Source organism: Pseudomonas sp. (assembly GCF_030690725.1).
GTDB lineage: Bacteria > Pseudomonadota > Gammaproteobacteria > Pseudomonadales > Pseudomonadaceae > Aquipseudomonas.
Map to the genome: position 1 here is coordinate 100,738 of NZ_JAUYGD010000089.1, position 16,157 is coordinate 116,894.

The 16,157-nt window shown below is 59.8% G+C and carries 14 protein-coding genes and 1 pseudogene; 12 read left to right on the forward strand and 3 right to left on the reverse strand.

Annotation, left to right across the window (positions count from 1 at the left end):
- Positions 1-52: 52 nt before the first annotated feature.
- Positions 53-535, reverse strand: a complete 483-nt coding sequence (gene smpB / locus Q8O69_RS21215) for an SsrA-binding protein SmpB (RefSeq protein ID WP_090255207.1) — start codon at positions 533-535, stop codon at positions 53-55.
- Between the two features lie 165 nt (positions 536-700).
- On the opposite strand from smpB, the gene Q8O69_RS21220 reads away from it, so the two are divergent.
- Genes Q8O69_RS21220 through Q8O69_RS21230 form a run of 3 tightly spaced genes read left to right on the forward strand, consistent with a single transcriptional unit; the run spans position 701 to position 2,886 of the window.
- Positions 701-2,104 (forward strand): sodium-dependent transporter, encoded by a 1,404-nt coding sequence (locus Q8O69_RS21220; RefSeq protein ID WP_305594352.1) that lies wholly within the window; start codon positions 701-703, stop codon positions 2,102-2,104.
- Between the two features lie 34 nt (positions 2,105-2,138).
- The gene (locus Q8O69_RS21225) at positions 2,139-2,573 is read left to right on the forward strand and encodes a type II toxin-antitoxin system RatA family toxin (RefSeq protein ID WP_305594354.1); all 435 of its coding nucleotides are present in this window, start codon (positions 2,139-2,141) and stop codon (positions 2,571-2,573) included.
- Positions 2,566-2,886: an RnfH family protein gene (locus Q8O69_RS21230; RefSeq protein WP_275961701.1), complete on the forward strand. Its 321-nt coding sequence runs from the start codon at positions 2,566-2,568 to the stop codon at positions 2,884-2,886. The genes Q8O69_RS21225 and Q8O69_RS21230 overlap by 8 nt, the downstream gene beginning before the upstream one ends.
- Positions 2,887-2,961: 75 nt before the next feature.
- On the opposite strand, the gene Q8O69_RS21235 is transcribed toward Q8O69_RS21230, so the two are convergent.
- Entirely contained in the window at positions 2,962-3,480 is a 519-nt protein-coding gene (locus Q8O69_RS21235) for an outer membrane protein assembly factor BamE (RefSeq protein WP_275961700.1), read from the reverse strand.
- A 97-nt stretch (positions 3,481-3,577) separates the two neighbouring features.
- On the opposite strand from Q8O69_RS21235, the gene fur reads away from it, so the two are divergent.
- Positions 3,578-3,982 (forward strand): ferric iron uptake transcriptional regulator, encoded by a 405-nt coding sequence (gene fur, locus Q8O69_RS21240; RefSeq protein ID WP_136665255.1) that lies wholly within the window; start codon positions 3,578-3,580, stop codon positions 3,980-3,982.
- Between the two features lie 65 nt (positions 3,983-4,047).
- Here the strand turns inward: fur and recN are convergent, their stop codons facing one another.
- A complete protein-coding gene (gene recN / locus Q8O69_RS21245) occupies positions 4,048-5,721 on the reverse strand; it encodes a DNA repair protein RecN (protein WP_275961699.1) in 1,674 nt (557 codons plus the stop codon).
- A gap of 156 nt (positions 5,722-5,877) precedes the next feature.
- Here recN and grpE point away from each other — a divergent pair, with 156 nt between their 5' ends.
- From grpE to Q8O69_RS21285, 8 genes and pseudogenes are all read left to right on the forward strand, one after another.
- Entirely contained in the window at positions 5,878-6,447 is a 570-nt protein-coding gene (gene grpE / locus Q8O69_RS21250; RefSeq protein ID WP_305594357.1) for a nucleotide exchange factor GrpE, read from the forward strand.
- Positions 6,448-6,546: 99 nt separating this feature from the next.
- Complete coding sequence (gene dnaK, locus Q8O69_RS21255) at positions 6,547-8,463, forward strand: molecular chaperone DnaK (protein WP_305594359.1); 1,917 nt, start codon at positions 6,547-6,549, stop codon at positions 8,461-8,463.
- Positions 8,464-8,589: 126 nt separating this feature from the next.
- Entirely contained in the window at positions 8,590-9,717 is a 1,128-nt protein-coding gene (gene dnaJ / locus Q8O69_RS21260) for a molecular chaperone DnaJ (RefSeq protein WP_305594361.1), read from the forward strand.
- A 71-nt stretch (positions 9,718-9,788) separates the two neighbouring features.
- A complete protein-coding gene (gene dapB / locus Q8O69_RS21265) occupies positions 9,789-10,592 on the forward strand; it encodes a 4-hydroxy-tetrahydrodipicolinate reductase (protein WP_305594363.1) in 804 nt (267 codons plus the stop codon).
- A gap of 220 nt (positions 10,593-10,812) precedes the next feature.
- A complete protein-coding gene (gene carA / locus Q8O69_RS21270; RefSeq protein ID WP_305594365.1) occupies positions 10,813-11,961 on the forward strand; it encodes a glutamine-hydrolyzing carbamoyl-phosphate synthase small subunit in 1,149 nt (382 codons plus the stop codon).
- A 36-nt stretch (positions 11,962-11,997) separates the two neighbouring features.
- A pseudogene (gene carB, locus Q8O69_RS21275) lies at positions 11,998-15,219 on the forward strand (carbamoyl-phosphate synthase large subunit).
- Positions 15,216-15,692, forward strand: a complete 477-nt coding sequence (greA, locus tag Q8O69_RS21280) for a transcription elongation factor GreA (RefSeq protein WP_305594367.1) — start codon at positions 15,216-15,218, stop codon at positions 15,690-15,692. The pseudogene carB and the gene greA overlap by 4 nt, the downstream one beginning before the upstream one ends.
- A complete protein-coding gene (locus Q8O69_RS21285; RefSeq protein ID WP_371136213.1) occupies positions 15,664-16,110 on the forward strand; it encodes a DUF4149 domain-containing protein in 447 nt (148 codons plus the stop codon). Before greA ends, Q8O69_RS21285 begins: the two co-directional genes overlap by 29 nt.
- The last annotated feature ends 47 nt before the right edge of the window (positions 16,111-16,157 follow it).

A 16,157-nucleotide genomic window follows, 5' to 3' on the forward strand; every position in this document is an offset into this window, starting at 1 on the left:
AGTAACAAAAACGCCCCGCATTGCGGGGCGTTTTCATTAGTGCAGAGTCGATTTACTCGTCTTTGCCTTTGCTGCGCATAGCGCGCTGCACTTCGCGGTCGGCGTCGCGTTCTTTCTCGGTGTGGCGTTTGTCGAAGTCCTTCTTGCCCTTGGCCAGGGCAATCTCGCACTTGATCAGGTGCGCCTTCCAGTAAATCGACATGGCCACACAGGCATAGCCTTTCTGCTGTACGGCGCCGAACAGCTTGTCCAGCTCGCGTTTATTCAGCAGCAGTTTGCGGGTGCGCGTCGGGTCAGCGATCACATGGGTGCTGGCCGCCGTCAGTGGGGTGATGTGGCAGCCCATCAGCCAGGCCTCGTCGTTCTTCAGCAGCACATAGCTGTCGACCAACTGGGCCTTGCCGGCGCGCAGACTTTTTACTTCCCAGCCAGCCAGGACCAAGCCTGCCTCGAACCTGGATTCGACGAAGTAGTCGTGCATCGCCTTCTTGTTTTGCGCGATGGTGCCTTGCGGGTGTTTCTTTTGTTTAGCCATAGGGCGCGCATTATAGGGAGTCACTGGCGCGGGCGCTATGTGTGCGGCAGGGCAAAATCAGCTTTGCCAGGCGTCTGGTGCTGCGCGGCGTCGGCTGCGCTTGAGCCGCCCTGGCGAATCCCCGACAATGCGCGATCTTTTTTCAATAGAGCGGGCTAGCCGAGCATGGCGAACGATAAGGTTTCGATACACGGTGCCTGGGCCAGCCGTTGGGTGTTTATTCTGGCGGCGACCGGTTCGGCCGTCGGGCTAGGTAATATCTGGAAGTTCCCCTATATGACCGGCATGTACGGCGGCGGGGCTTTCGTGATGATGTACCTGGTGTGCATCTTTATGGTCGGCTTGCCGATCATGCTCGCCGAAACCCTGATCGGTCGGCGCGGCCGGCAGAGCCCGGTGAATACCCTCAAGACCCTGGCTATCGAGTCGGGTGCTTCGCCGAAATGGTCCTGGGCGGCGCTGGTGGGGATGGTTGCCGCCTTGCTGATCCTGTCTTTCTATAGCGTGGTGGCCGGCTGGTCGCTGGATTACATCCTCAGCATGGGCGGCGGGCAGTTTGCCGGCGTGAGTGCCGAAGGGGCTGGCGCGGCGTTTAGTGCGCTGACGGCTGACCCATGGCGGCTGACCCTGTGGCATACGCTGTTTATGCTGCTGACCGGCTTTGTTATCGCCCGTGGCGTGGTGGCCGGCCTTGAGCGCAGTCTGCGGATCATGATGCCGCTGCTGTTCGTGCTGCTACTAGTGCTGCTGGGTTACAGCATGACCACTGGGCACTTTATGCAGGGCTTCCATTTCCTCTTTGATTTCCAGCCGGACCGCGTGCTTGATGGCGTGCTGGCCGCCATGGGCCATGCCTTCTTTACTCTGAGTGTCGGTGTGGGCGCGATCATGGTTTATGGCTCGTATATGCCGAAGAACGCCTCGATTGGCGGCACCATTCTGACCGTTGGCATTCTCGATACTCTGGTGGCTCTCACAGCCGGGATGGCGCTGTTTCCGATTGTCTTCGCCGGTGGTCTGGAGCCTGGCGCAGGGCCGGGGCTGATGTTTGTCACCCTGCCGGTGGCGTTCGGCAATATCGCCTTTGGCCAGGTGATGGGCACGCTGTTCTTTATTCTGGTGCTGATCGCGGCCTGGACCTCGTCGATCTCCATGCTGGAGCCGGCGGTGGCCTACCTGGTTGAGCGCAGCAAGCGCAGCCGTGTGCTGGTGACCAGCGTGCTGGCGTTCCTCTGCTGGGCGGTCGGCATGGGCACGGTGCTGTCCTTTAATGTGGGGGCTGAAGCGAAGTTCTTTGTCTTCGGTGAGGATGGTTTCCACCTGTTTCAGTGGGGCGCAGAGGGTGGGCGGAATTTCTTCGACACCATCGATTACCTGACCAGTCGCATTCTGTTGCCGTTCGGCGGCCTGGCATTCGCCATATTCGCCGGTTGGGTGCTTAAGCGTGAGGCGGTGCGTGAAGAGCTGGCGATGAAAAACCCGCTGCTGTTCAACGTGGTGTATTGGTTGATTCGTGTGGTCGCGCCGATTGGCGTGCTGATCGTGTTTATCGCAGAGCTGAGCAAATGATCGCCTGCCTCCTGTTTAGCCAAGTGGTTGCGTTATGAGTACTCATATTCAGCGTTCGGCGCTGTTGCCTTACCCGGCGCGGGCGCTGTTTGATCTGGTCAATGATGTGGCCAGTTACCCGCAATTCCTGCCTTGGTGTTCGGCCAGCGAAGTGCTTGAGTCAAGCGATACGCATATGCGCGCCAGCCTTGCGGTGGCTAAAGGCGGTTTGAGCCAGCGCTTTGTCACGGCCAACACGCTAGTGCCGGGCGAGATGATCAAGCTGACCCTGGTCGAGGGGCCGTTTACTCAGCTGTATGGGCACTGGGAGTTCAAGGCGCTGGGCGACAAGGCCTGCAAGATCAGTCTGGATCTAACCTTTGACTACGCCGGGCCGCTGGTGCGGGCGACCCTCGGGCCACTGTTCAATCAGGCTACCAATACCCTGGTCGATGCATTCTGCCAAAGGGCTAAACAACTCTATGGATAAGCCGAATATCGTGGTCGAGGTGGTCTACGCCCTGGCCGACAAGCAGAAGCTGCTGCGCCTGAGCCTGCCTTATGGCACCACGGTGCGGCAGGCGGCGGTGCAGTCCGGAATGCAGGCGCACTTTGCCGATCTGGATTTGCACAACAGTCCGCTGGGGATCTTTGGCAAGGCGGTGAGCAAGCCCGATGAGCGTGTGCTGGAAGACGGTGAACGGGTGGAGATCTACCGTCCGCTGATTGCCGACCCGAAAGAAGTACGCAAGCAGCGTGCGGCCAAAGCGGCGCAAGCCAAGGCAGAAGATGCCGGACAGTAAGTGCTGAAAGCGTGATTTGCAGAGATGCAGGCATAAAAAAGCCCGGACATGTCCGGGCTTTTTTATCAGCAAATGTTACTGCGGTGTGCTTTCCAGGGGCTCTGGGGTCGGCACGGGTACGACTTTCACATCGTCCACTTCGCGCTGAATCTGTTCAAGCAGCGAGCCTGGAGCGGGTTTCTCTTCAACCTGCGGCTGCTGAGTGGCTTGCGGGGTGGTAACGCCGCTGTCTTCGCCCAGGATGGCCTGGTCGCGGCTGACGCCGGGCATAAAGTCGCCAGACAGGCCGACCAGTTGATCATCGGCGTTGAAGTTCACGCTGACGCGTTCCTGCAGGCGCTTACCGCCGCCCGGCTGGATACTGTACAGATAATCCCAACGATTGGCGTGAAAGGTGTCAGTGAGCAGGGGGTTACCCATGATAAACCGCACTTGCCGGCGGGTCATTCCCGGGCGCAACTGGTCTATCATGTCCTGCGTGACGACATTGCCCTGTTGGATGTCGATTTTATAAACCCCGGGGAATGAACAACCGGCGAGTGCGAGTAGCCCCGTAAGGGTGAGGCTGGTCAGCAGGAGTTTGGTTTTTTGCATCGGTGGGCGACTTCCACTATCTTGGCTGGGCAATATAACCCCGGATCATACCCGCAATAAAGGAAGCTGCGAAGCCGCTTCCGTGAGAAAGCAGACCATGGTTGAAAATAGCGAACTACGCAAGGCTGGCCTGAAAGTGACCCTGCCACGGGTCAAGATACTGCAAATGCTCGACTCTGCCGGTCAGCGTCACATGAGTGCTGAAGATGTCTACAAGGCACTGATGGAGGCGGGTGACGACGTAGGTCTGGCCACCGTGTACCGCGTACTGACCCAGTTCGAAGCGGCAGGTCTGGTGGTTCGCCACAACTTCGATGGCGGTCATGCGGTCTTCGAATTGGCGGACAGCGGCCATCACGACCATATGGTCTGTGTCGACTCTGGTGAGGTGATCGAGTTCTTCGACGCCGAGATCGAAAAACGCCAGAAGGAAATCGTCAAAGAACACGGTTTCGAATTGGTCGATCACAATCTTGTGCTGTATGTGCGCAAGAAAACCTGATTGATGCAGCAGGCATAACAAAGGCGACCCTCGGGTCGCCTTTGTGCTTTCTACGGCCTGGGCAATCAGGCCTGGGCGCTGCCAACCATCTGCCGGGCGTGGGCCAGGGATTCTTCGGTGAGGTCGACGCCGCCGAGCATGCGCGCGATTTCCTCGACCCGCTGTGCCGGGCTCAGTTTGCTGACTGCGGTGCGGGTGGCATCGCTTTCGCGCACCTTGTGCACGAACAGGTGCTGGTGGCCTTGCGCGGCAACTTGCGGCAGGTGGGTGACGGTGAGTACCTGGCCTCGTTCACCGAGGCGGCGCAGTAGCTGGCCGACCACTTCGGCGGTGGGGCCGCCGATGCCGACGTCGACTTCATCGAATACCAACGTCGGCACCCGCGAGGTTTGTGCGGTGATCACCTGAATCGCCAGGCTGATGCGCGATAGCTCACCGCCCGAGGCGACTTTGGCCAGGGCTTTCAACGGTTGGCCAGGGTTGGCGCTGACCAGAAACTCCAGCTGTTCCAGGCCGTTGGGGTGCGGCTCGCTGTTGCTGTTGGCGCTGAGCTTGATGTTGAAACGGCCGCCAGGCATGCCCAGGGTCTGCATTTCCTGCTCGACCGCGCTGGCCAGCTGACTGGCGGCGTTGTTGCGCAGGGTGCTGAGCTCCGCGGCTTTTTCCTGGTAGTGCCGTTCGAAGGCGGCGAGTTCGTCGCTCAGGCGTTCGGCGGCCTGATCGTCGGCGTTGAGGCTTTCCAGTTCCTCGAACAGTTGTTGCTGCATGGCGCCCAGCTCTGTTGGCTGGATGCGGTGCTTGCGCGCCAGTGTGTAGATCGCGTCCAGGCGTTCTTCCATCTGCTGCAAGCGTTCGGGGTCGGCGTCGAAATGGTCGAGAAAACGGTTCAGCTCGCCGACCGCTTCTTCCACCTGGATTTGCGCGCTGGCCAGCAGGTTGGTGGCTTCGCTCAGTGCGCCGGGTTGGCCCTGGAAAGCGCTGAGGCGATTCAGGCTGCTGGTCAGGGCGGACAGCACGTTGCCGGCGTCATTCTCGCTGCATTGCTCAATCACCAGGCGGCAGGCGCTGAGCAGGCTTTCAGCGTTGGTCAGGTTCTTGTGTTCCTGTTCCAGGTTGTCCAGTTCGTCTTCGCCTAGGGCCAGATTGTCGAGCTCTTCCAGCTGGTAGCTGAGCAGTTGATGACGCGCGCGCTGTTCGTCGCCGATGCTGGAGACCCGCTCCAGCTCGTTCTTGGTCTGCTTCCAACGCTGCGCGGCGAGCTGCACCTGGCGCGCCAATTCCTGGCTGCCGGCGTATTCGTCGAGCAGGCGGCGGTGGGTGTCGGGTTTGAGCAGGGATTGGTGCTCATGCTGGCTGTGGATGTCGATTAACAGCTCGCCCAGGGCCTTGAGGTCACCTTGTGGGCAGGGCGAACCGTTGATATAGCCACGCGAGCGGCCTTCGGCGGTGATTACTCGGCGCAGGATGCACGGGCCGTCATTGTCCAGATCACGCTCGGCCAGCCAGGCGCGGGCTTCGGGGATGTCGTGCAGGTCGAAGCTGGCGAGAATGTCCGCCTTGTCTGCGCCGGGGCGCACCACGCCGCTATCGGCGCGATCACCCAGGGTCAGGCCGAGGGCGTCGAGCATGATCGACTTGCCGGCACCGGTTTCCCCGCTGATTACGCTCATGCCGGCGTCCAGCTCTAGATCAAGGTGTTCAACGATGGCGTAGTTGTGTACGGACAGGTGCACCAGCATGGCGAGGGCCTCCCAAGTTCATGTCTGGTTATTTATACAGTGTTTTTTTGTGGGCTGACAATCCGTCTGCTGTCCTTGAAACCAGATTTTTTGACCCCATATAGCGGTCAGGTACGTGAGTTGAGGCTCGCGTCGGATTTATAAGAGGAGAGACGCATGGCTGACGAACAGACCCTGGATACGCAGAACCCCGATGTACAAACAGCTGCCGAAGCGGCTGCGGGCGATGACCTGGTTGCCCGCGTGCAAGCGCTGGAAGAGCAACTGGCTACTGCGCAGGATCAGTCGCTGCGCATGGCTGCCGATCTGCAGAACGTGCGCCGCCGCGCCGAGCAGGATGTAGAGAAGGCGCACAAATTCGCTCTGGAGAAATTCGCCAACGACTTGTTGCCGGTGGTGGATAGCCTGGAGCGCGGCCTTGAGCTGTCGAATCCGGATGATGAGGCGATCAAGGCAGTGCGTGAGGGCATGGAGCTGACGCTCAAGCTGTTCGGCGACACCCTCAAGCGTCACCAGTTGGAAGCCATTGACCCGCATGGCGCGCCGTTCAACGCCGAGCACCATCAGGCGATGGCGATGCAGGAAAGCACCAGCGTCGAGCCTAACAGCGTGTTTAAAGTGTTCCAGAAGGGCTACATGCTCAATGGTCGTCTGCTGCGCCCCGCCATGGTGGTGGTCAGCAAGGCGCCGGTAGAAGCGCCGCCATCGATCGATGAGCAGGCTTGAAATTCGCCGAGCTGCCCCCATTAAACAGTCAAGCGTTTTAGTGCTACCGCCGCTGGCAACGATCAGCGGCGGGATTATCAAAGTTTCGGGAGAGTGAAGATGGGCAAAATTATTGGTATCGACCTGGGGACCACCAACTCGTGCGTCTCGGTTCTGGAAAACGGTGTCGCTAAAGTTATCGAAAACGCTGAAGGCGCGCGTACTACGCCGTCGATCATCGCGTATGCCAACGACGGTGAAATCCTCGTCGGCCAGTCGGCCAAACGTCAGGCCGTGACCAATCCGCACAACACCCTGTATGCGGTTAAGCGTCTGATCGGTCGTCGTTTTGAAGAAGACGTCGTGCAGAAAGACATCCAAATGGTGCCGTACAAGATCGCCAAGGCGGACAACGGTGACGCCTGGGTTGAAGTGAACGGCCAGAAGATGGCGCCGCCGCAAATCTCGGCTGAAATTCTGAAGAAGATGAAGAAGACCGCCGAAGACTACCTCGGCGAGCCAGTGACCGAAGCGGTGATCACCGTGCCGGCCTACTTCAACGACAGCCAGCGTCAGGCGACCAAAGACGCCGGCCGTATTGCTGGTCTGGATGTAAAACGCATCATCAACGAGCCGACCGCTGCTGCGCTGGCCTATGGCATGGACAAGGCCAAGGGCGACCACACCGTGATCGTTTATGACCTGGGTGGCGGTACCTTCGACGTATCCGTGATCGAAATTGCTGAAGTTGACGGCGAGCACCAGTTCGAAGTGTTGGCCACCAACGGTGACACCTTCCTCGGCGGTGAAGACTTCGATATTCGTCTGATCGACTACCTCGTTGACGAATTCAAGAAAGAAAGCGGCATGAACCTCAAGGGTGACCCGCTGGCCATGCAGCGCCTGAAAGAAGCCGCTGAGAAAGCCAAGATAGAACTGTCCTCGAGCCAGTCGACCGACGTCAACCTGCCGTACATCACTGCAGACGCCACCGGTCCTAAGCACCTGAACGTGAAGATTTCCCGCGCCAAGCTGGAGTCGCTGGTTGAAGACCTGGTGCAGCGCACCATCGAGCCTTGCCGTATCGCGCTGAAAGACGCCGGTATCGACATCGGCGCGATCAACGATGTGATCCTGGTCGGCGGTCAGACCCGCATGCCGCTGGTGCAGAAGCTGGTAACCGATTTCTTTGGTAAAGAAGCGCGTAAAGACGTCAACCCGGACGAAGCTGTAGCCATGGGTGCTGCTATCCAGGGCGCGGTACTGTCGGGCGACGTCAAAGACGTGCTGCTGCTCGACGTCAGCCCGCTGACCTTGGGTATCGAAACCATGGGCGGCGTGATGACTGCGCTGATCGAGAAAAACACCACGATTCCGACCAAGAAATCGCAAGTGTTCTCGACTGCTGACGACAACCAAGGCGCCGTGACCATTCACGTGCTGCAGGGCGAGCGCAAGCAAGCCAGCGGTAACAAGTCCCTGGGCAAATTCGACCTGGCCGAGATTCCGCCAGCTCCGCGTGGCGTACCGCAGATCGAAGTAACCTTCGATATCGATGCCAACGGCATTCTGCACGTCGGCGCGAAAGACAAGGCCACCGGCAAGACTCAGTCGATCGTGATCAAGGCCAACTCCGGTCTGTCTGAAGAAGAAATTCAGCAGATGGTGCGTGATGCCGAAGTCAATGCCGAGGACGATCGCAAGTTCGAAGAGCTGGCGACCGCACGCAATCAGGGCGATCAGCTGGTGCACGCCACCCGCAAGATGATCACCGAGGCTGGCGACAAGGCCACTGCTGACGAGAAGACTGCAATTGAAACCGCATTGAGCGCGCTGGAAGTGGCGATCAAGGGCGACGACAAGGCTGAAATCGACGCCAAGATGACCGCGCTGTCTGAAGTGACCGCACCGCTTGCGCAGAAGATGTACGCCGAGCAGCCGCAGCCAGGTGCGCAAGCCCCGGGTGCTGAGCAAGCCAAGGACGCAGGCGACGACGTGGTCGACGCTGAGTTCGAAGAGGTCAAAGACAACAAATAAATAGGCGCAAGCTTATGCCGCTCTGGCCGGGCGTGACGCGAGTCGCGTTCGGCATGATCCGCCGCGCGGGAGCTTGCTCCCGCGTTGGCGTGTCTGGAGTAGACGATTTAAAGGTGTTGAAGACTTATGGCTAAACGCGATTTTTATGAGGTGCTCGGTGTCGAGCGCGGCGCCAGCGAAGCGGAGCTGAAAAAAGCCTACCGCCGTCTGGCCATGAAGTATCACCCCGACCGTAACCCGGACGATAAAGCCGCCGAAGAGAAGTTCAAGGAAGCCAACGAGGCTTACGAAGTGCTTTCCGATGCGGCCAAACGTTCGGCTTACGATCAGTACGGCCACGCCGGTGTCGACCCGCAAATGGGTGGCGGTGGTGGCGGCCCGGGCGGGGCGAACTTCTCCGATATCTTCGGCGATGTATTCAGTGATTTCTTCGGCGGCGGTGGTCGTGGCGGTCAACGGGGCGGCGCGCAGCGCGGCAGTGACCTGCGCTACACCCTGGAGCTGGATCTGGAAGAAGCGGTGCGTGGCACTACGGTGACCATTCGCGTACCGACGCTGGTCAATTGCAAACCTTGCGATGGCTCGGGCGCGAAGAAGGGCACCACGCCGGTGACCTGTACCACTTGTGGCGGTATTGGCCAGGTGCGTATGCAGCAGGGCTTCTTCTCGGTGCAGCAGACCTGCCCGCGCTGCCACGGCAGCGGCAAGATGATCACCGACCCGTGCGGCTCCTGCCACGGCCATGGCCGGGTAGAGGAGCACAAGACTCTGTCGGTGAAAGTGCCGGCTGGCGTCGATACCGGCGACCGCATTCGTCTGTCTGGCGAAGGCGAGGCGGGTGCCATGGGCGGCCCGGCGGGCGACCTGTACGTGGTGGTGAATGTGCGCGAGCACGCGATCTTCCAGCGCGACGGCAAGCACCTGTACTGCGAAGTGCCAATCAGCTTTGCCGATGCGGCCCTGGGCGGCGAGCTGGAAGTGCCGACCCTGGATGGTCGGGTCAAGCTGAAAATTCCGGAAGGTACGCAGACCGGCAAGATGTTCCGCCTGCGTGGCAAGGGCGTGGCGCCCGTGCGTGGCGGCGGTGCAGGCGATCTGATGTGCAAGGTGGCGGTGGAAACCCCGGTGCACCTGGATAAGCGTCAGCGCGAACTGCTCGACGAGTTCCGCAAGACCCTGGAAGGCGACAGCTCGCATTCGCCGAAAGCCAATGGCTGGTTCGAAGGCGTTAAGCGCTTCTTTGGCGACCTGTAAATCCCGCTGACAGGCTGCGCGGTCGCTGAGCGGCTGCTGCAGCCTGTGGCGACAGCTTGGAGCTGATAGCTATGCAACGTATTGCTGTGATGGGCGCCGCCGGGCGCATGGGCAAGACCCTGATCGAAGCCGTGCAGCTAGTCGATGGCGCAAGCCTGAGCGCGGCGATTGATCGTGCTGACAGCAGCCTGGTCGGGGCGGATGTCGGTGAGCTGGTGGCGCAGGGCAAGATTGGCGTCAATCTGTCCGGCGATCTGACTGCGGTGCTTGATCAGTTCGATGTGCTGATCGACTTCACCCATCCATCGGTGACCCTGAAAAACCTGGAAATCTGCCGTCAGGCCGGTAAGTCCATGGTGATCGGCACCACCGGTTTTTCCCCGGAAGAAAAGCAGCTGCTGGCTGAAGCGGGCAAGCAGATTTCCATCGTGTTTGCCGCCAACTTCAGTGTCGGCGTCAACCTCTGCCTGAAACTGCTCGACACTGCGGCGCGGGTGCTGGGTGGTGATGTGGATATCGAAATCATCGAAGCCCATCACCGCCACAAGGTTGATGCGCCGTCCGGCACCGCCTTGCGCATGGGTGAAGTCGTGGCTAATGCCCTGGGGCGTGATCTGCAGAAAGTCGCCGTTTATGGTCGCGAAGGCCAGACCGGCGCTCGCGAGCGCGAAACCATCGGTTTTGCCACGGTGCGCGCCGGTGATGTGGTCGGCGATCACACTGTGCTGTTCGCCGCCGATGGCGAACGCGTGGAAATCACCCACAAGGCATCCAGCCGCATGACCTTCGCCAAAGGCGCGGTGCGCGCGGCTTTGTGGCTGCAGGAGCGCAAGCCTGGTCTGTACGACATGCAGGACGTTCTGGGGCTGAATTGATGTTGAGTTGGGGCATTCTGTCGCAGGAGTGCTTTTTGCCTGGGTCTTAAGCGCAACTGGCGGTGGACCAAAAAGGCACTTTCCTGTAAGCTTTCTGCTTTAGTGTGTCCACTAAAGTTGCGCAGAATGAATCAGATAAAAAAGCGGGGTGACGGTCGATACGTCATCCCGCTTTTTTACAATCTGCGTTTGCTTCACGATTTAATTTTCGGAGGTTTTCTTGAGTAAGCCAGCCCTTAAACCTGCCATTTTGGCTCTTGCTGATGGCAGTATTTTTCGCGGCGAGGCCATCGGTGCCGATGGCCAGACTATTGGAGAGGTGGTTTTTAACACCGCCATGACCGGCTATCAGGAAATCCTTACCGATCCTTCCTATGCCCAGCAGATTGTCACCTTGACCTATCCGCACATCGGCAACACCGGCACCACGCCGGAAGACGCCGAGTCCAACCGCGTATGGGCAGCTGGCCTGATTATCCGTGACCTGCCGCTGACCTCCAGCAACTGGCGCAATAAGCAGCCACTGGATGAATACCTCAAGGAAAACGGCACCGTCGCCATCGCCGGTATCGATACCCGCCGCCTGACACGCATCCTGCGTGAGAAAGGCTCGCAAAACGGCTGCATTCTGGTCGGCGATGACGCCACCGACGAAAAAGCCCTGGAGCTGGCACGCAGCTTCCCCGGCCTGAAAGGCATGGACCTGGCCAAAGTGGTCAGCTGCACCGAGCGCTATGAATGGCGCTCCAGCGTGTGGAACCTGGAAAACGACAGCCACCCGGAAATCCCGGCCAGCGAGCTGCCGTATCACGTGGTTGCCTACGACTACGGCGTTAAGTTGAACATTCTGCGCATGCTGGTCGAGCGCGGTTGCCGTGTGACTGTGGTGCCGGCGCAGACTCCAGCTAGCGATGTACTGGCGCTGAATCCCGATGGCGTATTCCTGTCCAACGGCCCGGGCGATCCCGAACCGTGCGATTACGCCATTGCTGCGATCAAGGACGTGCTGGAAACCGATATCCCTGTATTCGGCATCTGCCTCGGTCACCAGCTGCTGGCCCTGGCCTCCGGCGCCAAGACCCTGAAAATGGGTCACGGTCACCACGGTGCCAACCACCCAGTGCAGGACCTGAAAACTGGTGTGGTGATGATCACCAGCCAGAACCACGGTTTTGCCGTGGACGAGGCCACGCTGCCAAGCAACCTGCGCGCCATCCACAAGTCGCTGTTCGACGGTTCCCTGCAGGGTATCGAGCGGACCGACAAGGACGCCTTCAGCTTCCAGGGTCACCCCGAAGCGAGCCCCGGCCCAGCCGATGTGGCGCCGCTGTTCGACCGTTTTATCGAAGCCATGGCCAAGCGCCGTTAAGCCAGCCGACTGACCCAAGGATTCGAGAGAGAGAACATGCCAAAGCGTACAGACATTAAAAGCATCCTGATCCTCGGCGCTGGCCCGATTGTTATCGGCCAGGCCTGCGAGTTCGACTATTCCGGTGCCCAGGCGTGTAAAGCGCTGAAAGAAGAGGGTTACCGCGTCATTCTGGTGAACTCCAACCCGGCCACCATCATGACCGACCCGGCCATGGCGGACGCCACCTATATCGAACCGATCAAGTGGTCCACCGTGGCCAAGATCATCGAGAAGGAGCGCCCTGATGCGCTGCTGCCAACCATGGGTGGCCAGACCGCGCTGAACTGCGCGCTGGACCTGGAAAAGCACGGCATCCTGGAAAAATTCGGCGTCGAGATGATCGGCGCCAACGCCGACACCATCGACAAGGCTGAAGACCGCTCGCGCTTCGACAAGGCGATGAAAGACATCGGCCTGGCCTGCCCGGTTTCTGGCATCGCGCACAACATGGAAGAAGCCTACGGCGTGCTGGAGAAGGTTGGCTTCCCGTGCATCATCCGTCCGTCCTTCACCATGGGCGGCACCGGTGGCGGTATTGCCTACAACCGCGAAGAGTTCGAAGAAATCTGCGCCCGCGGTATCGATCTGTCGCCAACCAGCGAACTGCTGATCGACGAATCGCTGATCGGCTGGAAAGAGTACGAGATGGAGGTGGTCCGCGATAAAAAGGACAACTGCATCATCGTCTGCGCCATCGAAAACTTCGACCCGATGGGCGTGCACACCGGTGACTCGATCACCGTGGCCCCGGCACAAACCCTGACCGACAAGGAATACCAGATCCTGCGTAACGCCTCTCTGGCGGTGCTGCGCGAGATCGGCGTGGAAACTGGCGGCTCCAACGTGCAGTTCGGTATCTGCCCGAACACTGGCCGCATGGTCGTGATCGAGATGAACCCGCGCGTATCGCGTTCCTCGGCGCTGGCCTCCAAGGCCACCGGCTTCCCGATTGCCAAGATCGCCGCCAAGCTGGCCGTGGGTTACACCCTTGACGAGCTGAGCAACGACATCACCGGCGGTCGTACTCCGGCCTCGTTCGAGCCGGCCATCGACTACGTCGTCACCAAGATCCCGCGTTTTGCCTTCGAGAAATTCCCCAAGGCCGACGCCCGCCTGACTACCCAGATGAAATCTGTCGGTGAAGTCATGGCCATCGGTCGCACCTTCCAGGAATCCCTGCAGAAAGCCCTGCGCGGTCTGGAAGTAGGCGTTTCGGGCCTCGATCCGATGCTTGATCTGGCCGATCCTGAAGCCGAAAGCACCCTGCGTCGCGAACTGACCGTGCCAAGCGCTGACCGTATCTGGTACATCGGCGATGCCTTCCGTGCGGGCAAGACCGTGGCCGAAGTCTTCGAGCTGACCAATATCGATGAATGGTTCCTGGTGCAGATCGAAGATCTGATCAAGGACGAGGAGCGGATCAAAACGCTGGCTCTGTCCAGCATCGACCGTGACTCGATGTACAAGCTCAAGCGTAAAGGCTTCTCCGATATTCGCCTGGCCAAGCTGCTGGGCGTGACCGAGAAGACCCTGCGTAGCCAGCGCCACAAGTTGAAAGTGCTGCCGGTGTACAAGCGCGTCGACACCTGCGCCGCCGAATTCGCCACCGACACCGCTTACATGTACTCGACCTATGAGGAAGAGTGCGAAGCCAATCCGTCGAGCCGCGACAAGATCATGATCCTCGGTGGCGGGCCGAACCGTATTGGCCAGGGTATTGAGTTCGACTACTGCTGCGTGCACGCCGCACTGGCACTGCGTGAAGACGGTTACGAGACCATCATGGTCAACTGCAACCCGGAGACCGTCTCCACCGACTACGACACCTCCGACCGTCTGTACTTCGAGCCGGTAACCCTGGAAGACGTGCTGGAAATCGTCCGCGTCGAGCAGCCGAAAGGTGTGATCGTGCAGTACGGCGGCCAGACCCCGCTGTAAATCTGTCGCGCCTTGGAAGAAGCCGGCGTGCCGATCATCGGCACCAGCCCTGATGCCATCGACCGTGCCGAAGACCGCGAGCGCTTCCAGCAGATGGTTCAGCGTCTCGGTCTGCGTCAGCCGGCCAATGCCACCGCGCGCAGCGAAGATGAAGCCCTGGCTCACTCCAAGACCATCGGTTATCCGCTGGTGGTGCGTCCGTCCTATGTACTGGGCGGCCGGGCGATGGAAATCGTCTACCAGGAAGACGAGCTCAAGCGTTATATGCGCGAAGCGGTAAAAGTCTCCAACGACAGCCCGGTGCTGCTCGATCATTTCCTCAACTGCGCCATTGAAGTGGACGTGGACGCGGTGTGCGACGGTGAAACCGTGGTGATTGGCGCGATCATGCAGCACATCGAACAGGCTGGCGTGCACTCTGGTGACTCCGCTTGCTCGCTGCCGCCTTACTCGCTGCCGATGCACATCCAGGATGAGATTCGTGACCAAGTCAAGAAAATGGCCCTGGAGCTGAATGTGGTTGGCCTGATGAACGTGCAGATGGCCGTGCAGGGCGAGGACATCTTCGTAATCGAAGTGAACCCGCGTGCTTCGCGTACCGTACCGTTTGTCTCCAAGTGCGTCGGTGTCTCGCTGGCCAAGGTGGCAGCGCGCGTCATGGCAGGCAGGTCGCTGGCTGAGGCTGGTTATACCAAGGAAATCATCCCGCCGTACTTCAGCGTCAAGGAAGCGGTATTCCCGTTCGCCAAGTTCCCAGGCGTCGACCCGATCCTCGGCCCAGAAATGAAGTCCACCGGTGAAGTGATGGGCGTGGGCGATACCTTCGGCGAAGCCTTTGCCAAGGCGCAGTCGGGTGCCAGCGAGATTCTGCCAAACGCAGGCGTTGCGTTTATCAGTGTGCGTGATGACGACAAACCGTTGGTGGAAGGCGTTGCCCGCGACCTGATCGGCCTGGGTTTTGAAGTGGTGGCAACTGCCGGTACCGCCAAGCTGATCGAGGCTGCTGGCTTGCCAGTGCGTCGCGTGAACAAGGTGACCGAAGGCCGTCCACACGTGGTCGACATGATCAAGAATGACGAAGTCACCCTGATCATCAACACCACCGAGGGTCGCCAGTCCATCGCCGACTCCTACTCCATTCGTCGTAACGCTCTGCAGCACAAGATCTACTGCACCACCACCATTGCGGCGGGTCAGGCGATCTGTGAAGCGCTGAAGTTCGGTCCCGAGAAGACCGTGCGCCGGCTGCAGGATCTACATGCAGGAATCAAGGCATGACCAAATACCCGATGACCGTCCAGGGCGCGCGCGCCCTGGAGGAAGAACACGCTCATCTGACCAAGGTGGTACGCCCCAAGCTCAGTCAGGATATCGGCACCGCGCGCGAGCTCGGTGACCTCAAGGAAAACGCCGAATACCATGCCGCGCGCGAGCAGCAGGGCATGGTTGAGGCGCGTATCCGCGATATCGAGGGCCGTCTGCAGAATGCGGTGATCATCGATGTCACCAGTATCGAACACACCGGCAAGGTGATTTTCGGCACCACCGTTGAGATCGCCAACTGCGAAACCGATGAAAGCGTGGTTTACCAGATCGTTGGTGAGGACGAGGCGGACATCCGGCAGCGCAAGATCTCCGTCGGTTCACCTATCGCCCGTGCCCTGATCGGCAAGAACGAAGGTGACGTGGTGGTGGTGCAGACCCCGAGCGGTGCGCTTGAGTATGAGATTGTCGAGGTTCGCCATCTCTAAGCCGGGTACGCGTGATGCCGGCGTAATCAGCTGGCTGCTGGCTCAGACGCTCTGGGTTGGCGGCCTCTGGTTGTTGCATTTTCTGCTGATACCGGCGATTGCCAAGATCGGCCTGGCCTCATTGCTGGTCGAAGAAATCGGCAATACCCTGCGGCCATTACTGGTTGGTCTGGCGGCGGTTTGCGCCGGATTGCAGGTGCTGGTGCTGATTCGTGCCGAACGCCTGGCAAGCCTGTGGCGTGATGCCCGTGGGCAATTGCTATTGGTCGTGGTGGCGATGGCGGGCAGTTACTTTGCTGTGCGCCAACTGCTGCCAGAAGCTGAACTGTGGTTGATGTTCAGTTACCTGGTCATGGCCTTTTGCGGCCTGTTGCTGGTGTTGCAGCCGCTGCCACAAAAGCTCAGGCACAAGCTCTAAGCGGTAAGAGTGGGCAGGGTAGGTGGTTGCAAAGGCGCTGAGCGCGC